The organism is Bacillus pinisoli, assembly GCF_023036475.1.
GTDB classification, from domain to species: domain Bacteria; phylum Bacillota; class Bacilli; order Bacillales; family SA4; genus Bacillus_BS; species Bacillus_BS pinisoli.
Genome location: NZ_JAJQKI010000013.1, coordinates 1 through 20,911, shown reverse-complemented (window position 1 = coordinate 20,911; position 20,911 = coordinate 1). Strand labels below are relative to the sequence as shown.

Annotated in this window: 25 protein-coding genes; 2 read left to right on the top strand and 23 right to left on the bottom strand. The window is 37.6% G+C overall.

Features of this window, described 5'->3' with window-relative positions:
- Positions 1–6: 6 nt before the first annotated feature.
- The 22 genes from dxs to LT143_RS16160 form a co-directional block, all read right to left on the bottom strand.
- Positions 7–1,899 carry a 1-deoxy-D-xylulose-5-phosphate synthase gene (gene dxs / locus LT143_RS16265; RefSeq protein ID WP_246944604.1) on the bottom strand — a complete coding sequence of 631 codons (1,893 nt, stop codon included), beginning with the start codon at positions 1,897–1,899 and terminating at the stop codon, positions 7–9.
- 9 nt (positions 1,900–1,908) lie between these two features.
- Complete coding sequence (locus LT143_RS16260) at positions 1,909–2,523, bottom strand: hypothetical protein (protein WP_246944602.1); 615 nt, start codon at positions 2,521–2,523, stop codon at positions 1,909–1,911.
- Between the two features lie 733 nt (positions 2,524–3,256).
- Complete coding sequence (locus LT143_RS16255) at positions 3,257–4,153, bottom strand: polyprenyl synthetase family protein (protein WP_418909842.1); 897 nt, start codon at positions 4,151–4,153, stop codon at positions 3,257–3,259.
- Positions 4,150–4,389 (bottom strand): exodeoxyribonuclease VII small subunit, encoded by a 240-nt coding sequence (locus LT143_RS16250; RefSeq protein WP_246944600.1) that lies wholly within the window; start codon positions 4,387–4,389, stop codon positions 4,150–4,152. Before LT143_RS16250 ends, LT143_RS16255 begins: the two co-directional genes overlap by 4 nt.
- Positions 4,382–5,740 carry an exodeoxyribonuclease VII large subunit gene (gene xseA, locus LT143_RS16245; protein ID WP_246944598.1) on the bottom strand — a complete coding sequence of 453 codons (1,359 nt, stop codon included), beginning with the start codon at positions 5,738–5,740 and terminating at the stop codon, positions 4,382–4,384. The genes LT143_RS16250 and xseA overlap by 8 nt, the downstream gene beginning before the upstream one ends.
- A gap of 80 nt (positions 5,741–5,820) precedes the next feature.
- Positions 5,821–6,216, bottom strand: coding sequence for a transcription antitermination factor NusB (gene nusB / locus LT143_RS16240; RefSeq protein ID WP_246944596.1), 396 nt, complete (start codon positions 6,214–6,216; stop codon positions 5,821–5,823).
- 253 nt (positions 6,217–6,469) lie between these two features.
- The gene (locus LT143_RS16235; protein WP_246944595.1) at positions 6,470–6,877 is read right to left on the bottom strand and encodes an Asp23/Gls24 family envelope stress response protein; all 408 of its coding nucleotides are present in this window, start codon (positions 6,875–6,877) and stop codon (positions 6,470–6,472) included.
- A gap of 22 nt (positions 6,878–6,899) precedes the next feature.
- On the bottom strand, positions 6,900–8,252 hold the full coding sequence (accC, locus tag LT143_RS16230) for an acetyl-CoA carboxylase biotin carboxylase subunit (protein WP_246944593.1): 1,353 nt from the start codon (positions 8,250–8,252) through the stop codon (positions 6,900–6,902).
- Positions 8,253–8,267: 15 nt separating this feature from the next.
- Complete coding sequence (accB, locus tag LT143_RS16225; RefSeq protein WP_246944591.1) at positions 8,268–8,771, bottom strand: acetyl-CoA carboxylase biotin carboxyl carrier protein; 504 nt, start codon at positions 8,769–8,771, stop codon at positions 8,268–8,270.
- 846 nt (positions 8,772–9,617) lie between these two features.
- Positions 9,618–10,217 (bottom strand): SpoIIIAH-like family protein, encoded by a 600-nt coding sequence (locus LT143_RS16220; protein ID WP_246944589.1) that lies wholly within the window; start codon positions 10,215–10,217, stop codon positions 9,618–9,620.
- Positions 10,218–10,901, bottom strand: a complete 684-nt coding sequence (spoIIIAG, locus tag LT143_RS16215; RefSeq protein ID WP_246944588.1) for a stage III sporulation protein AG — start codon at positions 10,899–10,901, stop codon at positions 10,218–10,220.
- A complete protein-coding gene (gene spoIIIAF, locus LT143_RS16210) occupies positions 10,885–11,538 on the bottom strand; it encodes a stage III sporulation protein AF (RefSeq protein ID WP_246944587.1) in 654 nt (217 codons plus the stop codon). Before spoIIIAF ends, spoIIIAG begins: the two co-directional genes overlap by 17 nt.
- A gap of 12 nt (positions 11,539–11,550) precedes the next feature.
- Positions 11,551–12,726, bottom strand: a complete 1,176-nt coding sequence (gene spoIIIAE, locus LT143_RS16205; protein ID WP_246944586.1) for a stage III sporulation protein AE — start codon at positions 12,724–12,726, stop codon at positions 11,551–11,553.
- Positions 12,727–12,756: 30 nt separating this feature from the next.
- Positions 12,757–13,152: a stage III sporulation protein AD gene (spoIIIAD, locus tag LT143_RS16200; RefSeq protein WP_246944789.1), complete on the bottom strand. Its 396-nt coding sequence runs from the start codon at positions 13,150–13,152 to the stop codon at positions 12,757–12,759.
- A 6-nt stretch (positions 13,153–13,158) separates the two neighbouring features.
- Entirely contained in the window at positions 13,159–13,365 is a 207-nt protein-coding gene (spoIIIAC, locus tag LT143_RS16195) for a stage III sporulation protein AC (protein ID WP_246944585.1), read from the bottom strand.
- Between the two features lie 22 nt (positions 13,366–13,387).
- Positions 13,388–13,903: a stage III sporulation protein SpoIIIAB gene (gene spoIIIAB / locus LT143_RS16190; RefSeq protein WP_246944584.1), complete on the bottom strand. Its 516-nt coding sequence runs from the start codon at positions 13,901–13,903 to the stop codon at positions 13,388–13,390.
- Positions 13,897–14,847, bottom strand: coding sequence for a stage III sporulation protein AA (spoIIIAA, locus tag LT143_RS16185; RefSeq protein WP_272495835.1), 951 nt, complete (start codon positions 14,845–14,847; stop codon positions 13,897–13,899). The genes spoIIIAB and spoIIIAA overlap by 7 nt, the downstream gene beginning before the upstream one ends.
- 361 nt (positions 14,848–15,208) lie before the next feature.
- Positions 15,209–15,490 (bottom strand): YqhV family protein, encoded by a 282-nt coding sequence (locus LT143_RS16180; RefSeq protein WP_246944582.1) that lies wholly within the window; start codon positions 15,488–15,490, stop codon positions 15,209–15,211.
- Between the two features lie 173 nt (positions 15,491–15,663).
- Positions 15,664–16,221, bottom strand: coding sequence for an elongation factor P (efp, locus tag LT143_RS16175; protein WP_246944580.1), 558 nt, complete (start codon positions 16,219–16,221; stop codon positions 15,664–15,666).
- A 31-nt stretch (positions 16,222–16,252) separates the two neighbouring features.
- On the bottom strand, positions 16,253–17,314 hold the full coding sequence (locus LT143_RS16170) for a M24 family metallopeptidase (protein ID WP_246944577.1): 1,062 nt from the start codon (positions 17,312–17,314) through the stop codon (positions 16,253–16,255).
- The gene (gene aroQ, locus LT143_RS16165) at positions 17,307–17,759 is read right to left on the bottom strand and encodes a type II 3-dehydroquinate dehydratase (protein WP_246944574.1); all 453 of its coding nucleotides are present in this window, start codon (positions 17,757–17,759) and stop codon (positions 17,307–17,309) included. Before aroQ ends, LT143_RS16170 begins: the two co-directional genes overlap by 8 nt.
- A 68-nt stretch (positions 17,760–17,827) precedes the next feature.
- Positions 17,828–18,337, bottom strand: a complete 510-nt coding sequence (locus tag LT143_RS16160) for a YqhR family membrane protein (protein ID WP_336296625.1) — start codon at positions 18,335–18,337, stop codon at positions 17,828–17,830.
- Positions 18,338–18,549: 212 nt separating this feature from the next.
- Between LT143_RS16160 and LT143_RS16155 the strand changes: the two genes are divergently transcribed.
- Positions 18,550–19,488 (top strand): DUF1385 domain-containing protein, encoded by a 939-nt coding sequence (locus LT143_RS16155; protein WP_246944570.1) that lies wholly within the window; start codon positions 18,550–18,552, stop codon positions 19,486–19,488.
- A 74-nt stretch (positions 19,489–19,562) separates the two neighbouring features.
- Positions 19,563–19,907 carry an SA1362 family protein gene (locus tag LT143_RS16150; RefSeq protein WP_246944568.1) on the top strand — a complete coding sequence of 115 codons (345 nt, stop codon included), beginning with the start codon at positions 19,563–19,565 and terminating at the stop codon, positions 19,905–19,907.
- Between the two features lie 43 nt (positions 19,908–19,950).
- Here the strand turns inward: LT143_RS16150 and LT143_RS16145 are convergent, their stop codons facing one another.
- A complete protein-coding gene (locus LT143_RS16145; RefSeq protein ID WP_246944565.1) occupies positions 19,951–20,835 on the bottom strand; it encodes a patatin-like phospholipase family protein in 885 nt (294 codons plus the stop codon).
- Between the last annotated feature and the right edge of the window lie 76 nt (positions 20,836–20,911).

Here is a 20,911-nt window from a genome sequence, read left to right as displayed (position 1 = left end):
AATGGCTTATGCCCTTTGTTGTTTTTTATTTAAAATAAGCTTTGCTCTAGTAACGGTAGCCTCAACTGTTAAATCTATCTCTTCTAGTAACTCGTTGACACTTCCATGCTCAATGAACTGGTCAGGAATCCCTATGCGGTCGATTTTACTTTGATAATACCCATGATCATTTGCATATTCTAAAATGGCACTACCAAACCCGCCTTGTAACATCGCTTCTTCAATCGTAAGGATTGGCATGTCTTGATCTAATAGTCCTCTTAACAACCCTTCATCAAAAGGTTTGATAAATCTTGCGTTTACTACTTTTACAGATAGTCCTTCTTCTTGTAATCGATCTGCCGCTTCGATTGCCATAGGTATGGTTGTACCGAAAGTCAGGATTGCTATATCCGTCCCCTCACGTAAAACCTCCCAAGAGCCAATTGGAATTTCTTTTAAATCTTCATCCATTGTGACACCCAAACCATTACCTCTTGGGTAGCGAAGTGCAATTGGACCATGATCATACTTTACCGCTGTATAAACCATATGTTGCCCTTCATTCTCATCTTTTGGCATCATAAGAACCATATTTGGAACATGACGCATAAATGAAATATCAAATACACCCTGATGTGTCTCTCCATCTGCGCCTACTAAGCCGGCACGGTCAATACCAAAGAACACATTAAGATTCTGTCTACAAACATCATGCACCACTTGGTCATAACCACGTTGCAGGAATGTAGAATATATAGCCAAGAAAGGTTTCATTCCCTGTGTCGCTAACCCAGCAGCCATCGTGACAGCGTGTTGCTCTGCAATACCGACATCAAAAAGACGTTCTGGAAACTCCTCCCCAAAGCCTTCAAGCTTGGAGCCAACTGTCATAGCAGGAGTGATTGCCACTACGCGCTTATCCTCACGTGCAATTTTCCTAACGGTTTCACTTATGACCTTACTCCAAGCAGGAGGAGCACTAGCTGGCTTAATAAAATCACCAGATTCAATTTTATACGGTCCCGGACCATGCCATGTCCCAATCCGATCTGATTCTGCCGGATGATACCCTTTACCTTTTTTCGTAATGACATGTACTAGTACTGGACCCTTAGTTTTCTTTGCATACAGAAGATTTTCGATTAGATCTTCATAATTGTGACCGTCAACTGGGCCTAAGTACGTATAGCCTAACTCCTCAAAAAACACACCTGTCACGAGAAGATATTTCATACTATCTTTGATACGTTCCGCCGCCGCAGCAAGCTTTCCACCAACAGCAGGTATTTTCTTCAGGATGTACTCTAACTCATCTTTTGCCCATTGGTACTTACCTGCTGTTCTAAGCTTCCCTAAAATATTATGTAAAGCTCCAACATTAGGCGCAATTGACATTTCATTATCGTTTAGAATGACAATCATATCAGTCTTTTCATGGCCAATATGATTTAATGCTTCAAGAGCCATTCCGCCTGTTAAAGCACCATCTCCGATAATAGGCAGGATATATTCATCTGTTCCCTTCAGGTCTCTTGCTACTGCCATTCCCATGGCAGCTGATAGTGAAGTTGAACTATGACCCGTTTCCCAAACATCATGCTCACTTTCATTTCGCTTTGGAAATCCTGATAATCCTTTATATTTCTTTAAAGTTTCAAATTGATTCGTTCGACCCGTTAAAATCTTGTGAACATACGATTGATGGCCTACATCCCAAATAAATTTATCATTTGGACTATTAAAAACCTTATGTAATGCAACAGTTAACTCTACTACCCCAAGATTTGGCCCTATATGTCCACCCGTTCTAGACGTTACATTAATTAGGAAGTCACGGATATCGGCACTTAACTGCTCTAACTCATTTATAGATAGATCCTTTAAAAATGAAGGATCTTGAATTTTTGTGAGATCCATAAGAATCACTCACTTTCGTTTCAAATTTTGCTTTTTCTTTTTATCCCGATTATCTTTTAATAGTTTAAGCTTTAACTTATTTTCTGCAAAATAAAACAATTTACCTACCTGAAAGACAATATCAGTAGATAAATGAATAGCAAATGTCTTACCTAGTGCCTTCCCACCAACCGTTAACGCGGCTATGACACCGGTAAAGATGACAGAAATGGTGAATTGAACTGGTCCATTATCAGCAACATCTAATACCATTGCTACTTGAACTAACACAATCGCAGAAGCTGTACCACTAATTATACCAGAAATATCTCCAATTACATCATTACAGAAATTTGAAAAGCGGTCAGCATTCCTAACAATTAAGATGGCATGTCTCGCACCTTTAACTTTTTCAGACGCCATCGCATGAAAAGGTACTTCGTCAGCAGCTGTTGCAGCTACTCCTAACATATCGAAGAAAATACCGACGAAAACAATGGACAGTACAATAATCATCCCAACTGCCAATGTCGCTCCACTTAGGGTAAAAGTTGAAACTATTGAAAAAATAGCCGCTAACACAAATGTGATAACGGCAATTCCTAAACTCCAATTTATCGATTTTCGAATTGTTGTATCATTCATGAACCTAATCGTCACCTTTTTAGCGTTCCATTATTATTTTGAAATATGTAGTAGGAGGAGTGGCCAAATAAAGAGTAAAAACTGCGGCTTAGGTCCAGTAGGTTTTCCCAAGTGTGTACCGAGTGTTGCCACTCTGGCGGTTTCCCATTAAACTCACCTTAGCAATGTCGCCAGTTACTAGACTGGATTACCACTTAGTCCGCACTATAATCCCCTTTATTTGTCTTAGTGAACAGTCTAGGAGTTTTCCTCGGGCAGTCTCTTTACATTTCCTAGCCTCTTTTGCAGTATTGATTTCATATGGACATACAAGGTACAAGAGCCAATGGCCATTTTGATTCTCGTACCCATACCATAATCCCCTCAGGTACCACTCAAGGCAGGCTACGCTGCGCATAACAAGAATAGAATGTTATGATCACAGGTTTATTACCATTTCTAATCTAGGATTTCCTCTTAGGTTAGAAGATGGTCCTCCGCGGAAAAAGGGTCAACGCCCACATGCCATTGTGGATCGCCCTTGATCCTTAACTCCCAGCATCAACCCAAGGCTGGGCGCCTCAAGCCAACACCAGGAACTTCATCGATGTGCCCTTTGGCGGATTTTTAGGCCCGCCTTCAGAAACGGGAGACTGACTAGAATACTGCACCACCCCATATCAAGCTTACTATACCACAATTTATCATTTTGCTCAATGAATCATAGCGCCTAAATAGGGCTTAACTTCTACTTCTAGTTTTTTCGATCGGCAATTAGATTACAGATTTCTTCTAAGTAAAAGGAGTCCATATCTGGTATTTGTGAAAGAGCGTACTTGGCCTGATGTATGTGTTGCGTTAATTTCTCTTTCGCACCTTCTAAAGTCAACACTGATGGATAGGTACTTTTTTGGTTATGCTCATCAGAACCAATTGGTTTTCCAATTTCCTCTACTGTTCCTTCAATATCCAGAATATCGTCTCTAATTTGAAAGGCTAAGCCTAAATGAAAAGCAAAACTTCTTAGATGTTGAATCTGTTCCTCAGAAGCATCTGCAACAATTCCACCTGCAATAATGGAATATTCAAGTAGTTTCCCCGTTTTTCTTTCATGGATATACTCTAGCTCGCGTAGTGAAAGGGATTTTCGTTCTCCTTCTAGGTCTGCAACCTGTCCCCCAACCATTCCTTCTGGACCAGCTGCCCTAGACAATTCTAGTATGAGTCGCATTTTTTTTTCTGGACTAATTTCTTCATGATTGAGTTCAGCTAATACTTGAAAGCTATATGTAAGTAAGGCATCCCCTGCTAGAATGGCATGTGCTTCCCCAAACACCTTATGATTGGTTGGTTTGCCTCTTCTAAGGTCGTCATCATCCATGCTTGGTAAATCATCATGAATTAATGAATATGTATGGACCATCTCTAAGGAAACGGCAATGGGTAATCCCCATTTAGGGTCTTTATGAAAGCCATTTAATGTTGCAAATAATAAAAGTGGACGTAGACGTTTCCCCCCAGCTTGTAAGGAATAGTTCATCGCCTCTACTAGGCTTTTAGGTGCAGATATTTTTTCAAGTGATGCATAAAGTGTCTCTTCAAATTGGTTTTTTTGGATGGACAAAAATTCTTGAAAACGAGTCACACTCACTCTTTTTCCTCCTCCTGGATTTGGAACGGCTGCAGTTCACCATTATCCTGAAGTAGCTTGTCCATCTGCTTTTCAATTGTTTTCAATTTATCATGACATAGCTTCGAAAGAGACATACCGTCCTGAAAATATTCAATTGCCTTTTCTAAAGGGACATCGCCTTCTTCTAATTTTTCTACAATTTCTTCAAGCTGCTCCATCGCTTCTTCGAAGGAAAGTTTCTTTTCTTTACTCATTTACTGGTTCCCCCTCAATCCCGTTAATTTTACAATTCAATGAACCATCTTTCAGTCTCACTTTGATCGTGTCCCCTGTTGACACTTGGCCGGTTGATTTCACGATTTGTTCTTCATTTTCTGAATAAACAATGCTATATCCTCTATCCATAATCTTTAAAGGACTCAATCCTTCTAATCGTGAAAGGCTAAGAGAGAATCGTTGTTCATTTTTATTTAAGACATCTAACATCAGTTTTTTCATTTCCTTATTCAATCTGCTATGACGTTCGATTTGCCATTGAACTTGAGCTGCTGGGTGGCGTTGAGTAAGCTTTGCACTTACTTTTTCTAGCTGACGCGTTTTTTGTTCAATGAATCGTCTACTTTCTCTTTGCAATGAATCGAGTAAACGATCTAATTGTTGTTCTTTTTGGTTATATAATTGTTTAGGATACCTAAACGCATAGGATTTTTGTAAGTGTACTAACCGCTTTCGTTCAGACTGAGCCTTCTCTTTCATCGCTCTCGTTAGCCTCGTACGGCGCTGATTAATTCTTTCAACTAACTCATCTATATGTGGAACAGCTAGTTCAGCTGCTCCTGTAGGGGTAGGTGCACGTAGATCAGCTACAAAGTCGGCAATAGTAAAATCCGTTTCATGTCCAACTGCCGAGATCACAGGGACATTAGATTCAAAAATGGCACGTGCGACAGCTTCCTCATTAAATGCCCATAGTTCCTCAATGGACCCTCCACCTCTACCTACAATAAGGACGTCCAGATTCCCTAACTCATTTGCTTTTTTTATTGATTTAACGATAGACGGTGCTGCATATTCTCCTTGTACAAGGGTTGGTAAGATAATGATTTCACCAATTGGGTATCTTCTTTTAATCGTAATGAGGATATCTCGTACAGCCGCTCCTGTTGGAGACGTTATAACACCAATTCTTTCGGGGTACTTGGGGATGGGTTTTTTATGTACTGATGAAAACAATCCTTCTTGTTCGAGCTTCTTTTTCAGTTCTTCATAAGCTAGAAATAAGCTTCCAATTCCATCGGGCTGCATCTCGGTTACATATAGTTGATAATTTCCATTCGGTTCATATACTGATATATCTCCCTTAATCAGTACCTTCATCCCGTTCTCTGGCTTAAATTTTATCATGCGATTATTCGTTGAGAACATGACTGCTTGAATTCGGGCATTTTCATCCTTAATCGTAAAGTACATATGACCTCTACTATGCTGTTTAAAGTTAGATATTTCACCTTTTAATAGCACACTTTGCATATGAGGATCAACATCAAATTTTTTCTTAATGTATTTTGTTAATGCAGTAACTGTTAAATACCTTATTTCAGACATGATCCTCCCCCTATCCTGGTCATCAACTATTTTTTTAAACTCTTTTGTAAATCTTTGTTCCTTACACAATGTGTTCGGAATTATTTAACTGGTAATTGATCCTTTACTTTTGATAGAACACTGTTGATGAACTTACTTGAATCGTCATCTCCAAACGTTTTTGCAAGTTCAATGGCTTCATTCATACTCACATTAGTTGGTATAGATGAGGCAAATTTCATTTCATAAATAGCTATCCTAAGAATTGCACGGTCCACATTACCGATTCGCTCTATCGTCCAGTTTTCTAAGTTCCCCTTTATAATCGTATCAATCTCTTCTTTATGTGAGGTTGTTCCAAAGACAAGCTCCTCCAAAAATGAATCCGTTGCTTCTTCCTCTAGTACATTTGAGATGGCAATTTGAGGCTCTTGTTCGTTAAGATCTAAATGAAAAAGGACTTGAAGTGCTTTTTCTCTTGCTTGTCTTCTGTTCATATTTCATACTCCTTTAAGTAGTTCCAATTTTTCTAAGAGAAATCATATCATAAGATTGCATTATACAATAGATAAACCTATTTCTTCTTAGTCTTAACTGACTAATGATAAATTATTTTCAGTCTCATTATACATGATTAAACAAAATAATGAAAAATGTCGTATAAAAAGTGTGTTGGGAATTTCACGAGAGCAAAAAAGTTTTAGAAAAGAGCCTAAAAAAAAGAGCCAAGAAAGCTTGGCTCTAGCATTTTTACATTTCCTGATCAATTTCTACTTCATGCTTTTGGTTTTCAAATTGAACCCCTACCACGTGAATATTCACTTCATCAATTTCAAGTGCTGTCATGGTAGCTAATGTTTGTCGAACATTATCCTGAATGTTTTTGGCAACCTTTGGAATGGAAACTCCAAAGTTCATTGTTACATAAACATCTAGTGTAATCCCCTCATCAGTGAGCTCAACTTTAACACCCTTACCATGATTCTTTTTCCCTAATCTTTCAACGACTCCAGAAGCAAAGTTCCCTCTCATTGAGGCTACGCCCTCTACCTCAGCAGAAGCAATACTAGCAATTACCTCAATAACTTCAGGAGCAATCTCCACTTTTCCGAGACTCGCGTACTCATGGTTCATTTCTAATACTTTATTTTCACTCATCTTGACACCTCCTATAGGTAGTTTACTTCTTTATAACCTCATACATTTCAAGAAACTTTGTATTGAAGTCACCTTCCACAAACTTTTCATGTTCCATTAATTTTAAGTGAAAAGGAATCGTTGTATGAATTCCTTCAATGACAAATTCACTTAATGCTCTTTTCATTCTAGCGATTGCCTCTTCTCTAGTAGCACCATACGTAATGAGCTTAGCAATCATTGAATCATAATAAGGTGGTATCGTATAACCTGGGTAAGCCGCAGAATCCACTCGGACACCTAGTCCACCTGGTGGTAGGTACATTTCTATTTTACCAGCAGATGGCATAAAATTCTTTGCTGGATTTTCAGCATTTATTCTACACTCGATCGCCCATCCGTTATAGGTAACGTCCTCTTGCTTAATTGAAAGAACTTCACCTGAAGCTACCTTAATCATTTCCTTAATCAAGTCAATTCCTGTTACCATTTCTGTTACAGGGTGCTCTACTTGAATTCTAGTATTCATCTCCATGAAATAAAACTTTTGTTGATGATGATCAAAGATAAACTCTATCGTACCAGCTCCTGAATAATTAACAGCCTGTGCTGCTTTAACAGCAGCGTGTCCCATTTGCTCACGAACCTCACTACTAAGTGCAGGAGAAGGAGTTTCCTCTACTAATTTTTGCAAGCGTCTTTGAATGGAACAATCGCGTTCACCTAAGTGTATGACATTCCCATGATTATCTGCTAATACTTGAATTTCCACATGTCTGAAATCTTCGATGTATTTTTCAATATAAACACCTGGATTACCAAAAGCAGTAGCCGCTTCCTGCTGTGTAATTCGAAGACCTTTAATTAGGTCCTGCTCAGTCTTAGCAACTCGAATACCTTTTCCGCCACCACCGGCAGTTGCCTTTATAATGACAGGGTATCCCATTTCGTTTGCAAGAGCAAGTGCTTCCTCTTCGTCTTTAATGATCCCCTTTGAACCTGGAACAATCGGCACTCCTGCTTCTCTCATTGTTTCTCTTGCAACGTCCTTCGTCCCCATTTTGGATATAGCCTCAGGACTTGGACCAACAAACGTGATATTGCATTCTCTACAGATCTCTGCAAAGTCAGCATTCTCAGCAAGAAAACCATATCCTGGATGAATAGCGTCGCATCCTGTTAAAGTTGCCACACTAATAATATTAGTCATGTTTAGATAGCTTTCTTTAGATGGAGTAGGTCCAATACAATATGCCTCATCTGCTAGTTGAACATGTAGAGCCTCTCGGTCAGCTTCAGAGAATACAGCGACAGTTTCAATATCTAACTCTCGGCATGCTCGAATAATCCGAACCGCAATTTCTCCTCTATTTGCAATTAACAATTTTTTAATCATTAAGAACGCTCCCTATTAAGATTTTACCAGAAACATTGGTTGGCCATATTCTACTAGTTGTCCATTTTCAACTAAAATCTCAACAATTTCCCCAGTCACTTCTGCTTCAATCTCATTAAAAAGCTTCATAGCTTCAACGATACATACAACACTATCTTTATTTACTTTATCGCCTACTTTTACGAATGGACCAGATTCAGGATTTGGTGCTGAATAAAATGTTCCTACCATTGGTGAGACAATCTTATGTAAATTCGGATCTTCAGCCTTTACTGGAGCAGGTTCTTCCACCTTTGCTACAGGAGCTGGAGCTGCTTGAACAGCTGGCTGAACTGCTTGTTGCACAGGTGTTTGTAGCTGATTCACCGGCTCTGCCACTTGCGTTTGACTTACAACTGTTGTTTGATTTTGGTGCTTTTTCATTTTAATTTTTGAGCCTTCATGCTCATAACTGAATTCATCGATTGATGCTTGATCAATTAATTTTATTAATTCACGGATTTCTTGTATTTTCAACATGATAACTCTCCTTTACCCTTTTATTACTAATTAGGATAATATTTTTTAGGACATTAAACAACTTTATGATGAGAAATTATAGCCTACTCCTAAAAGTTTGTCCTATCTATATTTTATAAGAAAAGCCCGGTAAAATGCTACCGAAAAATTGATAATTTTTCGGTTTAATCTTTTTTAAATGGTGTTTACTAATACCAATTCTTTTTACAAACCTCATTTTTTACTTTTCTAATATACTAATAATCAATCTTTCAAATCTAGTCATACCACATCTTATCTAAATACACTTAAACATCTTAACTGTTATTCATTTGACTGATGTATCATACACTCCCAATATATTATCCTGGGATACTTTAACAGATATCTTTGACTCTCACTATTATGCATAATAAATTTTATCCTTTTTGGCATACTAGATAAGTATTTCAAGATCTAAATCAATAAATGTGAAGTTATTCATAGTAGATGGAGTGTTGTAGAGGACATACTCGAAAACATTTAAGTGCATCCTCCATTTCCGATATCTTTTATGCAGAGGTACAAAAAGACGGTTTCTTAAATAGGGCTGTCTTCGTATAGATTGTTGCTTTCGTAAAAATCCCATAAGACGGATTTTTACTTGGTAGTACAAAGTCTCTATTTAAATCTAGAGAGTTGCTCTTTTCTAATCTTAAGAAATCAGTTTAACCCTACTAAATATAGCGAAATTGCTGAAAAATAAGATTAAAAAGCAACAAAGTTTTAGAAAAGAGCCTTATATATAGACAAACGAGATGATGTCGAACAGGTGTAGTTAAAAGAAAAATACCCATTGATTAGCACCAATAGGTATTTTTGCATTCCTTACTTATTAGAGAACTCAACTGCCACGTTTTTCTTGCCAAGTTCTGTTCTAACTAACTGGATAATCTTATTAGCTTGTGCTGGAGTGTGATCCTTAGATTTTACAATAATACGAACATTTTCACCATCTGCACGAACTAACACGTCTTGATATTGATCAGATTCAGCTTTGATTAATGTTTCTAGTACTCTTTCTTTCGCAGACACTTCTTGTACCTCAATCATTTTGTCATAAGCATCACTCTTTTGTTCTGGTGATACATCACTTGAAGCCATGATTGCTTGTAGGTCGCTAACAAGCTTGCTACGTTGGTCATCCATTTCTAATCGAAGGGCTGTAAATAATTCATCACTTGTTACACTTGAGATGACAGTTCCATCTTCTGCTTCTTCCGTCGATTCTTCAACTACTACTTCTTCACCTTCTGCAGCAGTTGCCTCTTCAGTACCTTCCGTGTTTTCTGTCGCTTCTTCTGTTGCTGTCTCTTCATAAGCCAGATTGTCTCCAGTAGTTTCTGGTGACGTTACATAATAGACTGATAATACAACGACTAAACTTAACATTGTTAATAACCAAACTGTTTGCTTTTTCAATAACATTTATGATTCCCCCTTAGGTTTTTTCTTTGGTAATACTGACACGCGATGACTTGGTACATCTAGTACACGTGTGACAGCTTCAATAATATTTTTCTTAACCTGAATGTTATCTGCACCATTTGCTACTATTAAGACCCCTCTAACTTCAGGCTTCTTAATTTTTATCGTAACAGGTGTTTCTGTATCACCATTACGAATAATGACCAGCTGCTCATCCGTTGAAGTATCCTCTACTTTTCGCTTTCCCCCTTCCCGGTCCGTTTCGTCCGTAATTTGTGTTTGAGTTGTTACATTTTTTTCAAAAACCTTTGATTCTGTGGCATCTAGATTGACCATTATGTCCACTTCATCTACCCCTACAGCTGATTGAAGGATTTCCTTTAGCTGAGTTTCATAATGATTCTCAACCTCTCGGAGAACATCCTCACTGTCACTACTCTCTTTACCAAACGTCGGTTGGTCCTTTGGATCATCTTGATTAAAGACCGCTAGCTCGCCTGACGGAGCAGATGAAGAAGAATCTGTAAGCATGTTACTAACCAGCATAAATGAGATCCCTACAGCTAAAATGGCAATTGCATAATGATATTTTGATAGTCTCTTATCAGATGTTTGTTGGTCATTGGATGATTTTTTAAATAATGATTGGAGCCAGTGAAAGAATTGATTATTCTTTTTGTCCATCTAGATCGCTCTCCCCCCCTTCCATTGCTACATTGATCTGTTGTGTCTGAAGTTGCCATTCTTCAGCTAAAAACGATACAATTTGTTTTTCATTTACATTCCTTTTGCTCTCTTCTTTCGGGAGCTCTTGGCTTGTATCAATTTTTACTTCTTTGACAACAGGAATGGCATCTTCTGTTTCTACTTTTTGCTGTTCTGATAGCTGTACAATTACGGAGAAGTGCTCTGTAGAGTCAGAAGACCTATCAATCGTTTCATCCACCTCAATTGAAACGTGCGAGACTTCTAAATTGAAGCGTTTCATGATCTCATCCTTTACTCCTTCTTTCATTTGGACAGCCACTTCTTCTAAACTATATGCACGATTTAGTGCTTGTATTTCTTTTTTCTTAAATTCTATTAAATTTTCTATATTTTCTTTATCAACTGGAGCTGAATTCGTTGCTGTAGCAAGGATTTCATCGAAATTGTAACTAAAAAATTTAAATAGCGGTGTTAAGATAATCACAATTAAAAGTAGCCCGGTTACCATTTTCGCATACCGTTGGAGATTCGAGTTTGGTAGAAGCATATCAATAATAGTAGCTAGCAAAATAAATACGATGATATTAGCAATCCAACCTGTTAAAAACTCCATAGATTCACCTCTCTACCTCATCATAATTGTGATATTACCCGCTGCGATGATAATGGTTAAACTTAAGAAGAACATTAACGACACAATAGCTAATGCAGCAAAGATATATATCACACTTTTCCCGATAATATCTAAGCACTGAATGACCGGCCCTCCACCTAACGGCTGAAGGATTGCCGCTGCAAATTTATAAATAAATGCTAATGATAAAATCTTAATTGCTGGAAATGCAGCTATTAGGAGAAGTATGATGACCCCTACGATCCCAACGGTATTTTTTAATAGAGCCGATGCACTAATGACTGTATCTGTTGCATCCGTAAACATTCGCCCCACGACCGGAATAAAATTTCCTGTCACAAACTTTGCTGTTCGAACCGTAATGCCATCTGCAACTGCACTTGAAGCACCTTGCACTGAAATGACTCCTAGAAAAATTGTTAAAAAGACTCCTAAAAGCGCAATGCTTGTCTTACGTAATAATTCCGCTAATTGAGTAACCTTGTAATGATCTGATAAAGTACTTACGATGCTAAGTAACGCTGATAAAAAAAGCATGGGCAAGACTACGTATTGAATGAGAAGTCCACTCGTGTTCATTAGAAAAATAATGATCGGATGGAAGAAGGCTGCAGAGAGTATGCCTCCTGAAGCAGAAATTAACGCCAGTAACAAAGGAATGAGCGCAATAATAAAGCTAATCATGGTTTGTATGGCTTCTTCTGTATACGATATTGCGACTCGAAAGCTATTTAGAGCTAGTATAATTAGCACCATATAAATTAAGGCGTAGGCCACTTTGCTGACTGTGCTTTGCTCAAACGCATTTTGTAATGATTGTAGAATCATACAGAATATGGTTAGCATGATAAGTGTTCCAAGTAGCTTTCCATTTGCAATTAATTCATGAAATAAGAACCGGGCGATCCCTTCTAGCCATTGCTCAATCGAGAATTTTTTCTCACCTTTTACAAAATCCATAAAACTTCCCTTTTGGCTTTCAGGTAGGTATCCCCCATAATCCTGTACGACGTCATCCCAAAACTTTCTTATTTCTTCTATTCCTAGCCTGTCTAACTGATCATCAATTACTCTGTCTTGGATAGAGGGAGTAGAAGCTTGTACACTTAAGGGAGAGCAGATACTAATTAACAACAGTACGATTACAGCAATGAATCGTGAATTCATTCATTCACCTCTTTTTAAGACAACGAGTTTTTATGATGGTAGTAGTCCTATGATTGTTTCAATAATGACCGTGAGGATGGGGATGGCCATTGCCATGATTAGTATTTTTCCACCTAATTCAATTTTGGAGGCAATAGCACCTTGTCCAGCATCCCTTGTGATTTGTGCACCAAATTCAGCAATATAGGCAATTCCTATAATTTTAAGAATGGTTTCTACATACATTAAGTTTACATTCGCATTGACTGCAATTCGTTCGAGCATCGTAATAATCTCTTGAATTTGACCTATTAGGAAAAGAAAAATACCACACCCAACAAATACCACAAGCATAAATGCAAATATTGGTTTTTGTTCTTTTACAATTAACGCAAGAAAAGTAGCAACTAGCCCGATCCCAACAATTTGTAGAATTTGTATAGCAATCCCCTCCTAACCTTGAAAGAGAAAGACAGCCTTAATTTTTTTAAATAATTCATCCATAATCGTAACTACCCGAAAAATAATATAAACAAATCCAACTAGCGTTACCCAGTGGGCATAATCTTCTTTCCCCATTTGTTTTAGTACGGTGTGAAGAAAGGCAACTACTATTCCAACTCCTGCTATTTGAAAAATCGTTCCAACATCGATCTCCATCTTCCGATACTCCCCTCGTTCCTTACATCAGCAATACAATTAAAAGTAGACCGGATAAAAATCCTAAGCTTTTAATCATCTTTTCGTATTTAGCTTGTTTATCTCTTGCTTCTTGTTCTTCACGTTCTAAATGAGTTAAAGCAAGCATGATATGCTTTTGCTGTGATGTTCGGTCGTGCTGACCTAGTGTCTCTCCAAATTGCTGAAGTACTTCTATTTCACCCTGTTTAAATGCAGTAAATCGTTTCACTTCTATTAAACTGTCATGCCATGCTTCTCTTACATTTCCTGTGCCTTCTTTTAATCTCTTAGCAAAATCCTCAAAAAACCAGGATAATGGCTTTTTTAGCTGCTTTGAAATATGTGTACAGGCATCATACAAAGGTAGGTGTCCATACATAATCTCAGCTTCTAATGACTGCAGCGCGACCTTTAACTGTCTAAGCTGTCTTGGTCTTTCACTAAGGTGTTTGGCCGCTTCAAAGCCAGTCCATGTTGTAGCCAATAATATGAATAAAGCTCCCAAAAGCTTTACCATCTTGCTACCTCCTTGTCCCTTCTCACTTCATGACCGGTAGAATCTAATATTTTAAAAGAGGTACCGGGACCATTTTCCTTAGAAAGGATGATAAATCGCGAAAAAATTCCTAATTCGAGAAGAGGTCTTATGCTAGGTCTTTTCTCAAGATCAGCCCATGTATTTCCATGAGCTGTTACCATTAACTTAACGCCTGCATTAACAGCTTCCATGATTGCCTTACTATCTTCCACACTTCCAATTTCATCGACTACGATGACATCTGGACTCATAGAACGAATTAACATCATCATTCCCTCTGCCTTAGGACAGCTGTCTAGTACATCAACACGCCAACCAAGTTCAAGCTGCGGCACTCCTTTTACACAACCAGCAATTTCGGACCGTTCATCCACAATCCCCACTTTATACGATGGGAGATTCATCTCTTCTTTTCCGACACTGACTAATCTTGCAAGGTCTCGTAAAAGTGTAGTTTTTCCTGCTTGGGGAGGTCCAATAATCATCGTGTTCTGCCATTCACCTGTACTTACTAAAAGGTGTGGTAGATAACTTTCAGCAATTCCAATCTTCTGCCTAGCAATCCGTATATTAAAAAAAGTGACATCTCGGATTGCTTTTACCTCGCCTTTTTCTGTAATAACCTTTCCTGCAAGTCCTACTCGGTGGCCACCCTGAACCGTAATATAGCCCCTTTTCAACTCTTCTTCTAAAGTATAAATGGAGTACTGACTTAACCGATTCATCAGCTGTATTGTATCTTCACTAGTGACAATGTATGGAGTATTCATGTTGCGTGGAAAGTCTGGTTTGCCCATGATGATAATCTCAAGTGGCCGATTAAGTCTTAACCGAATTTCTTCGATCCTTTCCCGCAGATGAGAGGGATAGCGATTTAAGATCGTGAGAATATTAGGCGATAATAGTTCGAAAATTTCGTTCAAAATATGTCCCTCTCCTTTCATCAGTGAATGGGTTGAAGACTAAGGCTAGTCCTTCATCTTTGCAGTAGCCGGATTTTCACTCGGTAGTACAGTGTCCAGTGTTTTAAATAGAGAGAGTTGCTCTTTTCTAACTATGATCACTTCGGTTTTACGTACAAAAAAGGGTAGGTTTTTAGAAATATTAGCTTGAAAAGCAACAAAGTTTTAGAAAAGAGCCTTATAAATAAACATCCATATGCGTAATTTTTTCTATACTTCAATGTATGCAGGCTTGGACATATTATGACCTGGCATTTGAATACTTGTTTATATTTGTACGAGTTACCGCTTTGTAAAAGTTATAAAAGGATAAGATCGAGCCTTACTTGTAAATTCCGATTAAGATAAAAGCAACCCCAATTCCGATGAAAAAGAGTTTTGAAAATGATAGTTCATCTGTCATACTTAATAGCCCAATTGTCATCGTTGCAATAAAAATAAAAGGTCCTACTAAAGCTAACATGGCGTTAAGTGCAACTGCCTTTTTCACATCATTAAGCATAAGCATGGCAATAGCAGCCGTTAGTTCAATCGTCGCTGATACAAACCGAAGACCAGCCATAGATAGTATGGTTGTATCAATTGTGGAAAGCCATTTTTTCATGGATCTGATTCCCCTTATCATTCAAAGTCTGTTCTATTAGTACAACCTATGCGGTATCCAGGAAAATTAAGACTACTGATTGTTAAAGGATTCATTTAATCTAGAACTAGATCAATATTAAAATTAAAAAAGAGGTGTTTGCTTTTTAAGCAAACACCTCTTTTTTTACTATCTTATGCTCTTGAGATATACTTGGACTCTTCTGTGTTTATAATTAGTACATCCCCTTCATTAATAAAGAAAGGTACTTGTACAGTTAGACCTGTTTCTAAAGTTGCAGGCTTTGTTCCACCAGAAGCGGTATCACCTTTAATACCTGGTTCCGTCTCAACTACTTTAAGTTCAACCGTATTTGGAAGTTCTACTCCAATAGTCTCCCCTTGGTATGTTTGGATGGATACATTCATGTTCTCTTTTAAAAACTTTAATTCATGTTCAATCGAGTTTGCTGGTAGCTCTGTTTGCTCATACGATTGAGTATCCATGAAAACATGTTGATCACCGCTTGCATATAAGTACTGCATTGTACGGTTTTCGATTTGGGCTTTTGCCACTTTTTCTCCACCACGGAATGTCTTTTCTTGTATAGCACCTGTACGGAGATTACGAAGCTTAGAGCGAACAAAAGCTGCTCCTTTTCCTGGCTTTACGTGTTGGAAATCTAGAACGCGCCAGATTCCTCCGTCTACTTCGATTGTTAAACCTGTACGAAAATCATTAACTGAAATCATTAAAAAGATCCTCCTAAAAATATATCTGTTTTTAAAGAATAATTAATTCTTTAGTTGAGAAAGAAAGGGATTGATTTCCATCATTTGTAATAACGGTATCGTCTTCAATTCTTACTCCACCAAGATTCGGAACGTAGATCCCTGGTTCCACTGTAACAACCATTCCTGGTTCTAGCTTCATGTCAGATTTAAAAGATAATCCTGGCCCTTCATGAACCTCTAAACCGATACCATGACCAGTAGAGTGACCAAAATACTCTCCATACCCTTTTTCTGAAATATAATCTCTCGTTAAAGCATCTGCTTCTTTACCTGTCAGACCTGGCTTAATTCCAGCCATTCCTCGTAATTGAGCTTCTAATACAACATCATAAATATTCTTAAGCTCATCACTTGGTTGCCCTACTGCAACTGTTCTTGTGATGTCTGAGCAATAGCCTTTATAATAAGCACCAAAATCAAGTGTTACAAATTCACCAGATTCAATGACCTTTTCTGATGCCACACCATGAGGTAAAGCCGAACGATAACCTGAAGCAACAATAATATCAAAAGAAGAAGAAGCTGCACCTTGATTTCTCATGAAAAATTCTAACTCATTTGATATCTCAATTTCAGTTTTTCCAGGACGGATGACTTTTAGAATATGTTCAAAAGCAGCATCTGCTATCTCCGTCGCTTCCTTTAATATCTTAATCTCAGAATCAGTCTTAATCAAGCGTAACTTTTCAATTACTCCAGAGAGTGGAACTAACTCTGATTTTACTGCAGATTGGTATGACTTATATGTACTGAAAGTAACATGATCTTCTTCAAATCCAAGACGTTTAATTCCTAACACTTCAACCTGGTTCGCTATTTCATCTAAAATTGCCGCTTTATGCTGTACAACCTCAAAACCTTCAACTTGATTTGCGGCTTGTTCTACATAGCGGAAATCTGTAATAAATACTGCTTTATCATGAGATATAATAGCGACACCTGCAGTACCAGTAAAACCTGTAAGATAGCGTCGGTTATAGCCACTTGTTACTAGAACTCCATCGATATCATGTTCTTGAAATTGATTTCGAAGCTTCTCCAATTTAGTCATGCGTAAGTTCCTCCCCTAATCTTTCTTTTAATGCCATCAACGCTAATTCGTATCCCAGCATACCAAAGCCAACAATTTGGCCGCTTGTAACAGGTGCAATGACAGAATGATGACGGAATTCTTCACGGGCATGAATATTAGAAATATGTACCTCTATAACCGGTTTAGAGATGCTCGCAATAGCATCCCGAATCGCATAGCTATAATGTGTAAAAGCGCCCGGGTTAATAATAATTCCATCAATATTTGTGTCTGCATCATGAATTTGATCAATAATCTCTCCTTCATGATTGGATTGGAAGCAGATCAATTCCAACTGATTTTCTTTAGCAAGCAGATCAAGTTTCTGTTCAAGCTCCCTTAACGTCACGTTTCCATATGTACCTGGCTCTCGAATGCCCAACCGATTTAAATTTGGACCATTTACTAAGAGAATGCGTCTCATCGTCTTGCATACTCCCTTTTTTGCAAAATTTAAAAATAGAATGTTCATTGAACATTCTATCATATGTCCTATTCATTTGAATAGTTTGGCTCTGGCTCTTGGGCAAGCTGAGCAGCCTCAAACGAGATGGAATAGCCAATAAAAGTTCCATATAAGACAAATAAACATAAGGTTGTAACAAGTGTGTTGATGTCCATATCTTTAATAGGATCAATACCAGGAAATATCGGGTTCAGTACTAGGAATACAAGCCCCCATAAGACCAAGCCAAATCCCATGGCAACATACAGCTTCTCAAACTTTCTAAGTATTGCCATATAACCAAACGCTACCATAATGGAAATGAGACCTAATGTAAATATAGAAATAAATTGTCCTAATACTCCATTTTTCCAATCACCAATTAACCAAGGCTCAAGGATGACGTTCGGTGGTACTTTTGTAAAGTTAAATAAATAAGCTAAATATCCGAGTAAACTCCAAAAAATCCCTCCAAAGATACCCGTTATCGCTGTCCGTGCTCCAGGAGAGAGTGGTTCTTCTGTCTTGTTTTGCTCCAGATTTTTTTCATCTTCCACGATCCTTCACCTCCGGTATTAGTATTTCCACGCCGACCAAAATTATGAAGAAGTTTTTTTCGGGACGTCTAGCATTCCCAGAACTTGTCTATAATACTGTAATGAATAAAATAGGATTTTTCGAACATTCATAAAAAAACTACCTCCACCTAGAGCTTTTTTAAGATTTCTAGTAAAATATTCAATATAAGTCATAATTAGGTTGGTGGTATATGTCTGAGAAGAAAAAGCCTGTCTACGGAGGACAAGCAGTCGTAGAAGGAGTCATGTTTGGAGGTAAACATAACTACGTCACTGCTATTCGTCGTAAGGATTCTACAATTGATTATTTACGTTTAAAAAGAGAATCAAATCCAACTTTACAATCTTTGAAGAAAATTCCTTTTTTAAGAGGAATTGTCGCGATCATTGAAGCAAGTGCGAATGGAACGAAGCATCTTAATTTTTCAACAGAGCGTTACGATGTGGATCCAAGTGATGATCATACGATCCAAGAAGAAAAGAAGGAATCCAAGCTGACTATGATTCTTGGAGTTGCTGTAATCGGTATTATTTCCTTTTTGTTTGGAAAGTTTGCCTTCACGTTAATTCCTGTTTTTTTAGCCCAGCTCTTTAGACCTATTTTTACAACTGATTTATCACAGATACTCTTAGAAGGATTCTTCAAGTTGATTTTATTATTAGGATACATTTATGCCATTTCTTTTACCCCCATGATTAAACGAGTTTTTCAATATCATGGTGCCGAACACAAGGTAATCAACGCTTTTGAGAATGAGAAAGAATTAACAGTAGAAAATGTTCAAGCTCAATCTAGATTACATTATCGCTGTGGAAGTAGTTTCATTTTGTTTACAGTTATTGTAGGAGTATTTGTTTATCTATGGGTTCCTATTGATCCTCTATGGGTTCGAATCCTCAACAGATTAGCTCTCATACCAGTCGTTCTCGGTATTTCTTTTGAAGTCTTGCAAATAAGCAATGCTGTGAGAAATGTACCGGTGTTGCGTTACCTAGGCTATCCAGGTTTATGGTTACAACTTTTAACTACTAAGGAACCGAGTGATGATCAAGTGGAAGTTGCAATAGCATCCTTTCAGGAATTACTCAAATTAGAACAAGCGGCAGAAAGTACTACTAAAATTGTGTAAAAAGTGACAACATCTCATTTTTCATAACATATTGTAAGTAATAATGTCTGCTTTTCGTTTAGGAGGTGCTGAATGTGAAACTGAAATCTCGTCAGTTTATATTTATAGCTTTAGTTGGTCTAGGTGCAATTGGACTATTAACAACAAGTCCCACTCAACTACTAAAAATGATTGGATTTGCTGTTTTATTTGCTGTCATTATTTATTTTGTTTTTAGATGGTTCCAACGAAGAAACGGAACGAATTGGGCTGAATATTCAAGATATCGCAAGGCTGCTATTCAATCAAAGAAACGTTATAAGAGTCAACAAATTAAAAAACCATCCACACCTTCAAGCTTCAAACGGAAAAGCAACTCACACTTAACAGTTATAGAAGGAAAAAAAAATAACAAAAAGAAAAATCGGGCTCTTCATTAAGAAGGGCTCGATTTTATTTGCTGCTGTATTTTATATCTTACTGTTAATAACTCCATTTCTGCAAAAATTGTTTAGCATGTTGGTAACCTTTTTCTATTAGTTCTCTCTTCTGTTCTCCAGCAATATCAAATTCGCGGGTTTTAACTGAATCAACTGGTATAAAAATGATATTCTTTTCAACGTTCTTTGAAATATATTTTAAATCATGTGCATCCATCATTGTTTCGAATAATGCTTTAAATAAATCAAATCCATTCCTTATTTTATTTGGCACTCTATTACTTAAATCGGGACTTAATTGAACACCTAACAATGGTCGTTTCTTTTCATTCCGTGTTTGCTCAAAGAGCCATACAGGGAAATTACTTAACAATGCTCCATCAACAATGACAGTTACACCATCCTTCTTCTTTAACTTCGTAGGTTCAAAAAAATAAGGAATGGATGCACTCATTCGTACAGCTTTCGCAATTGAAAAAGTAGAAGGATCTAGTCCATAAGAAGGTAAATCGTCGGGAATAACCATCATACGACTATTCGTCAGATCTGAAGCGATGATTCTTAACGAATGAGTCGGTAAATCTCCGAATACTCGAATCTGTTTATCTAGTAGTTTTTTTTCAACCCACTGTTCAAGTGCTTCTCCCTTGTAAAGACCCAACCGCCAATATAAGAAAAGCCATTTCGCAATACCGTCTGGCGCCCAAGATTTTCTTGGATCTAGAAAGTGTTTCAGTTCCGCTTCTTCCATTAAGGCTTTTATCTCTTTTGCAGTATATCCTGCCGAAATAAAGGTAGCAATTAAGGCTCCAGCACTTGATCCTGCTACTCTTACAAAACGATATCCCTTCTCCTCTATTGCACTAATAGCTCCAATTAATGCATATCCTTTTATTCCACCACCAGAGAAAACTCCATCTATCTTCACTCAGTCACCTCGCTTAAATAACATGGTTTCTTACATCCTAAGCAGAATAACTGTCGAATAGTACTAAAAAAAAAAA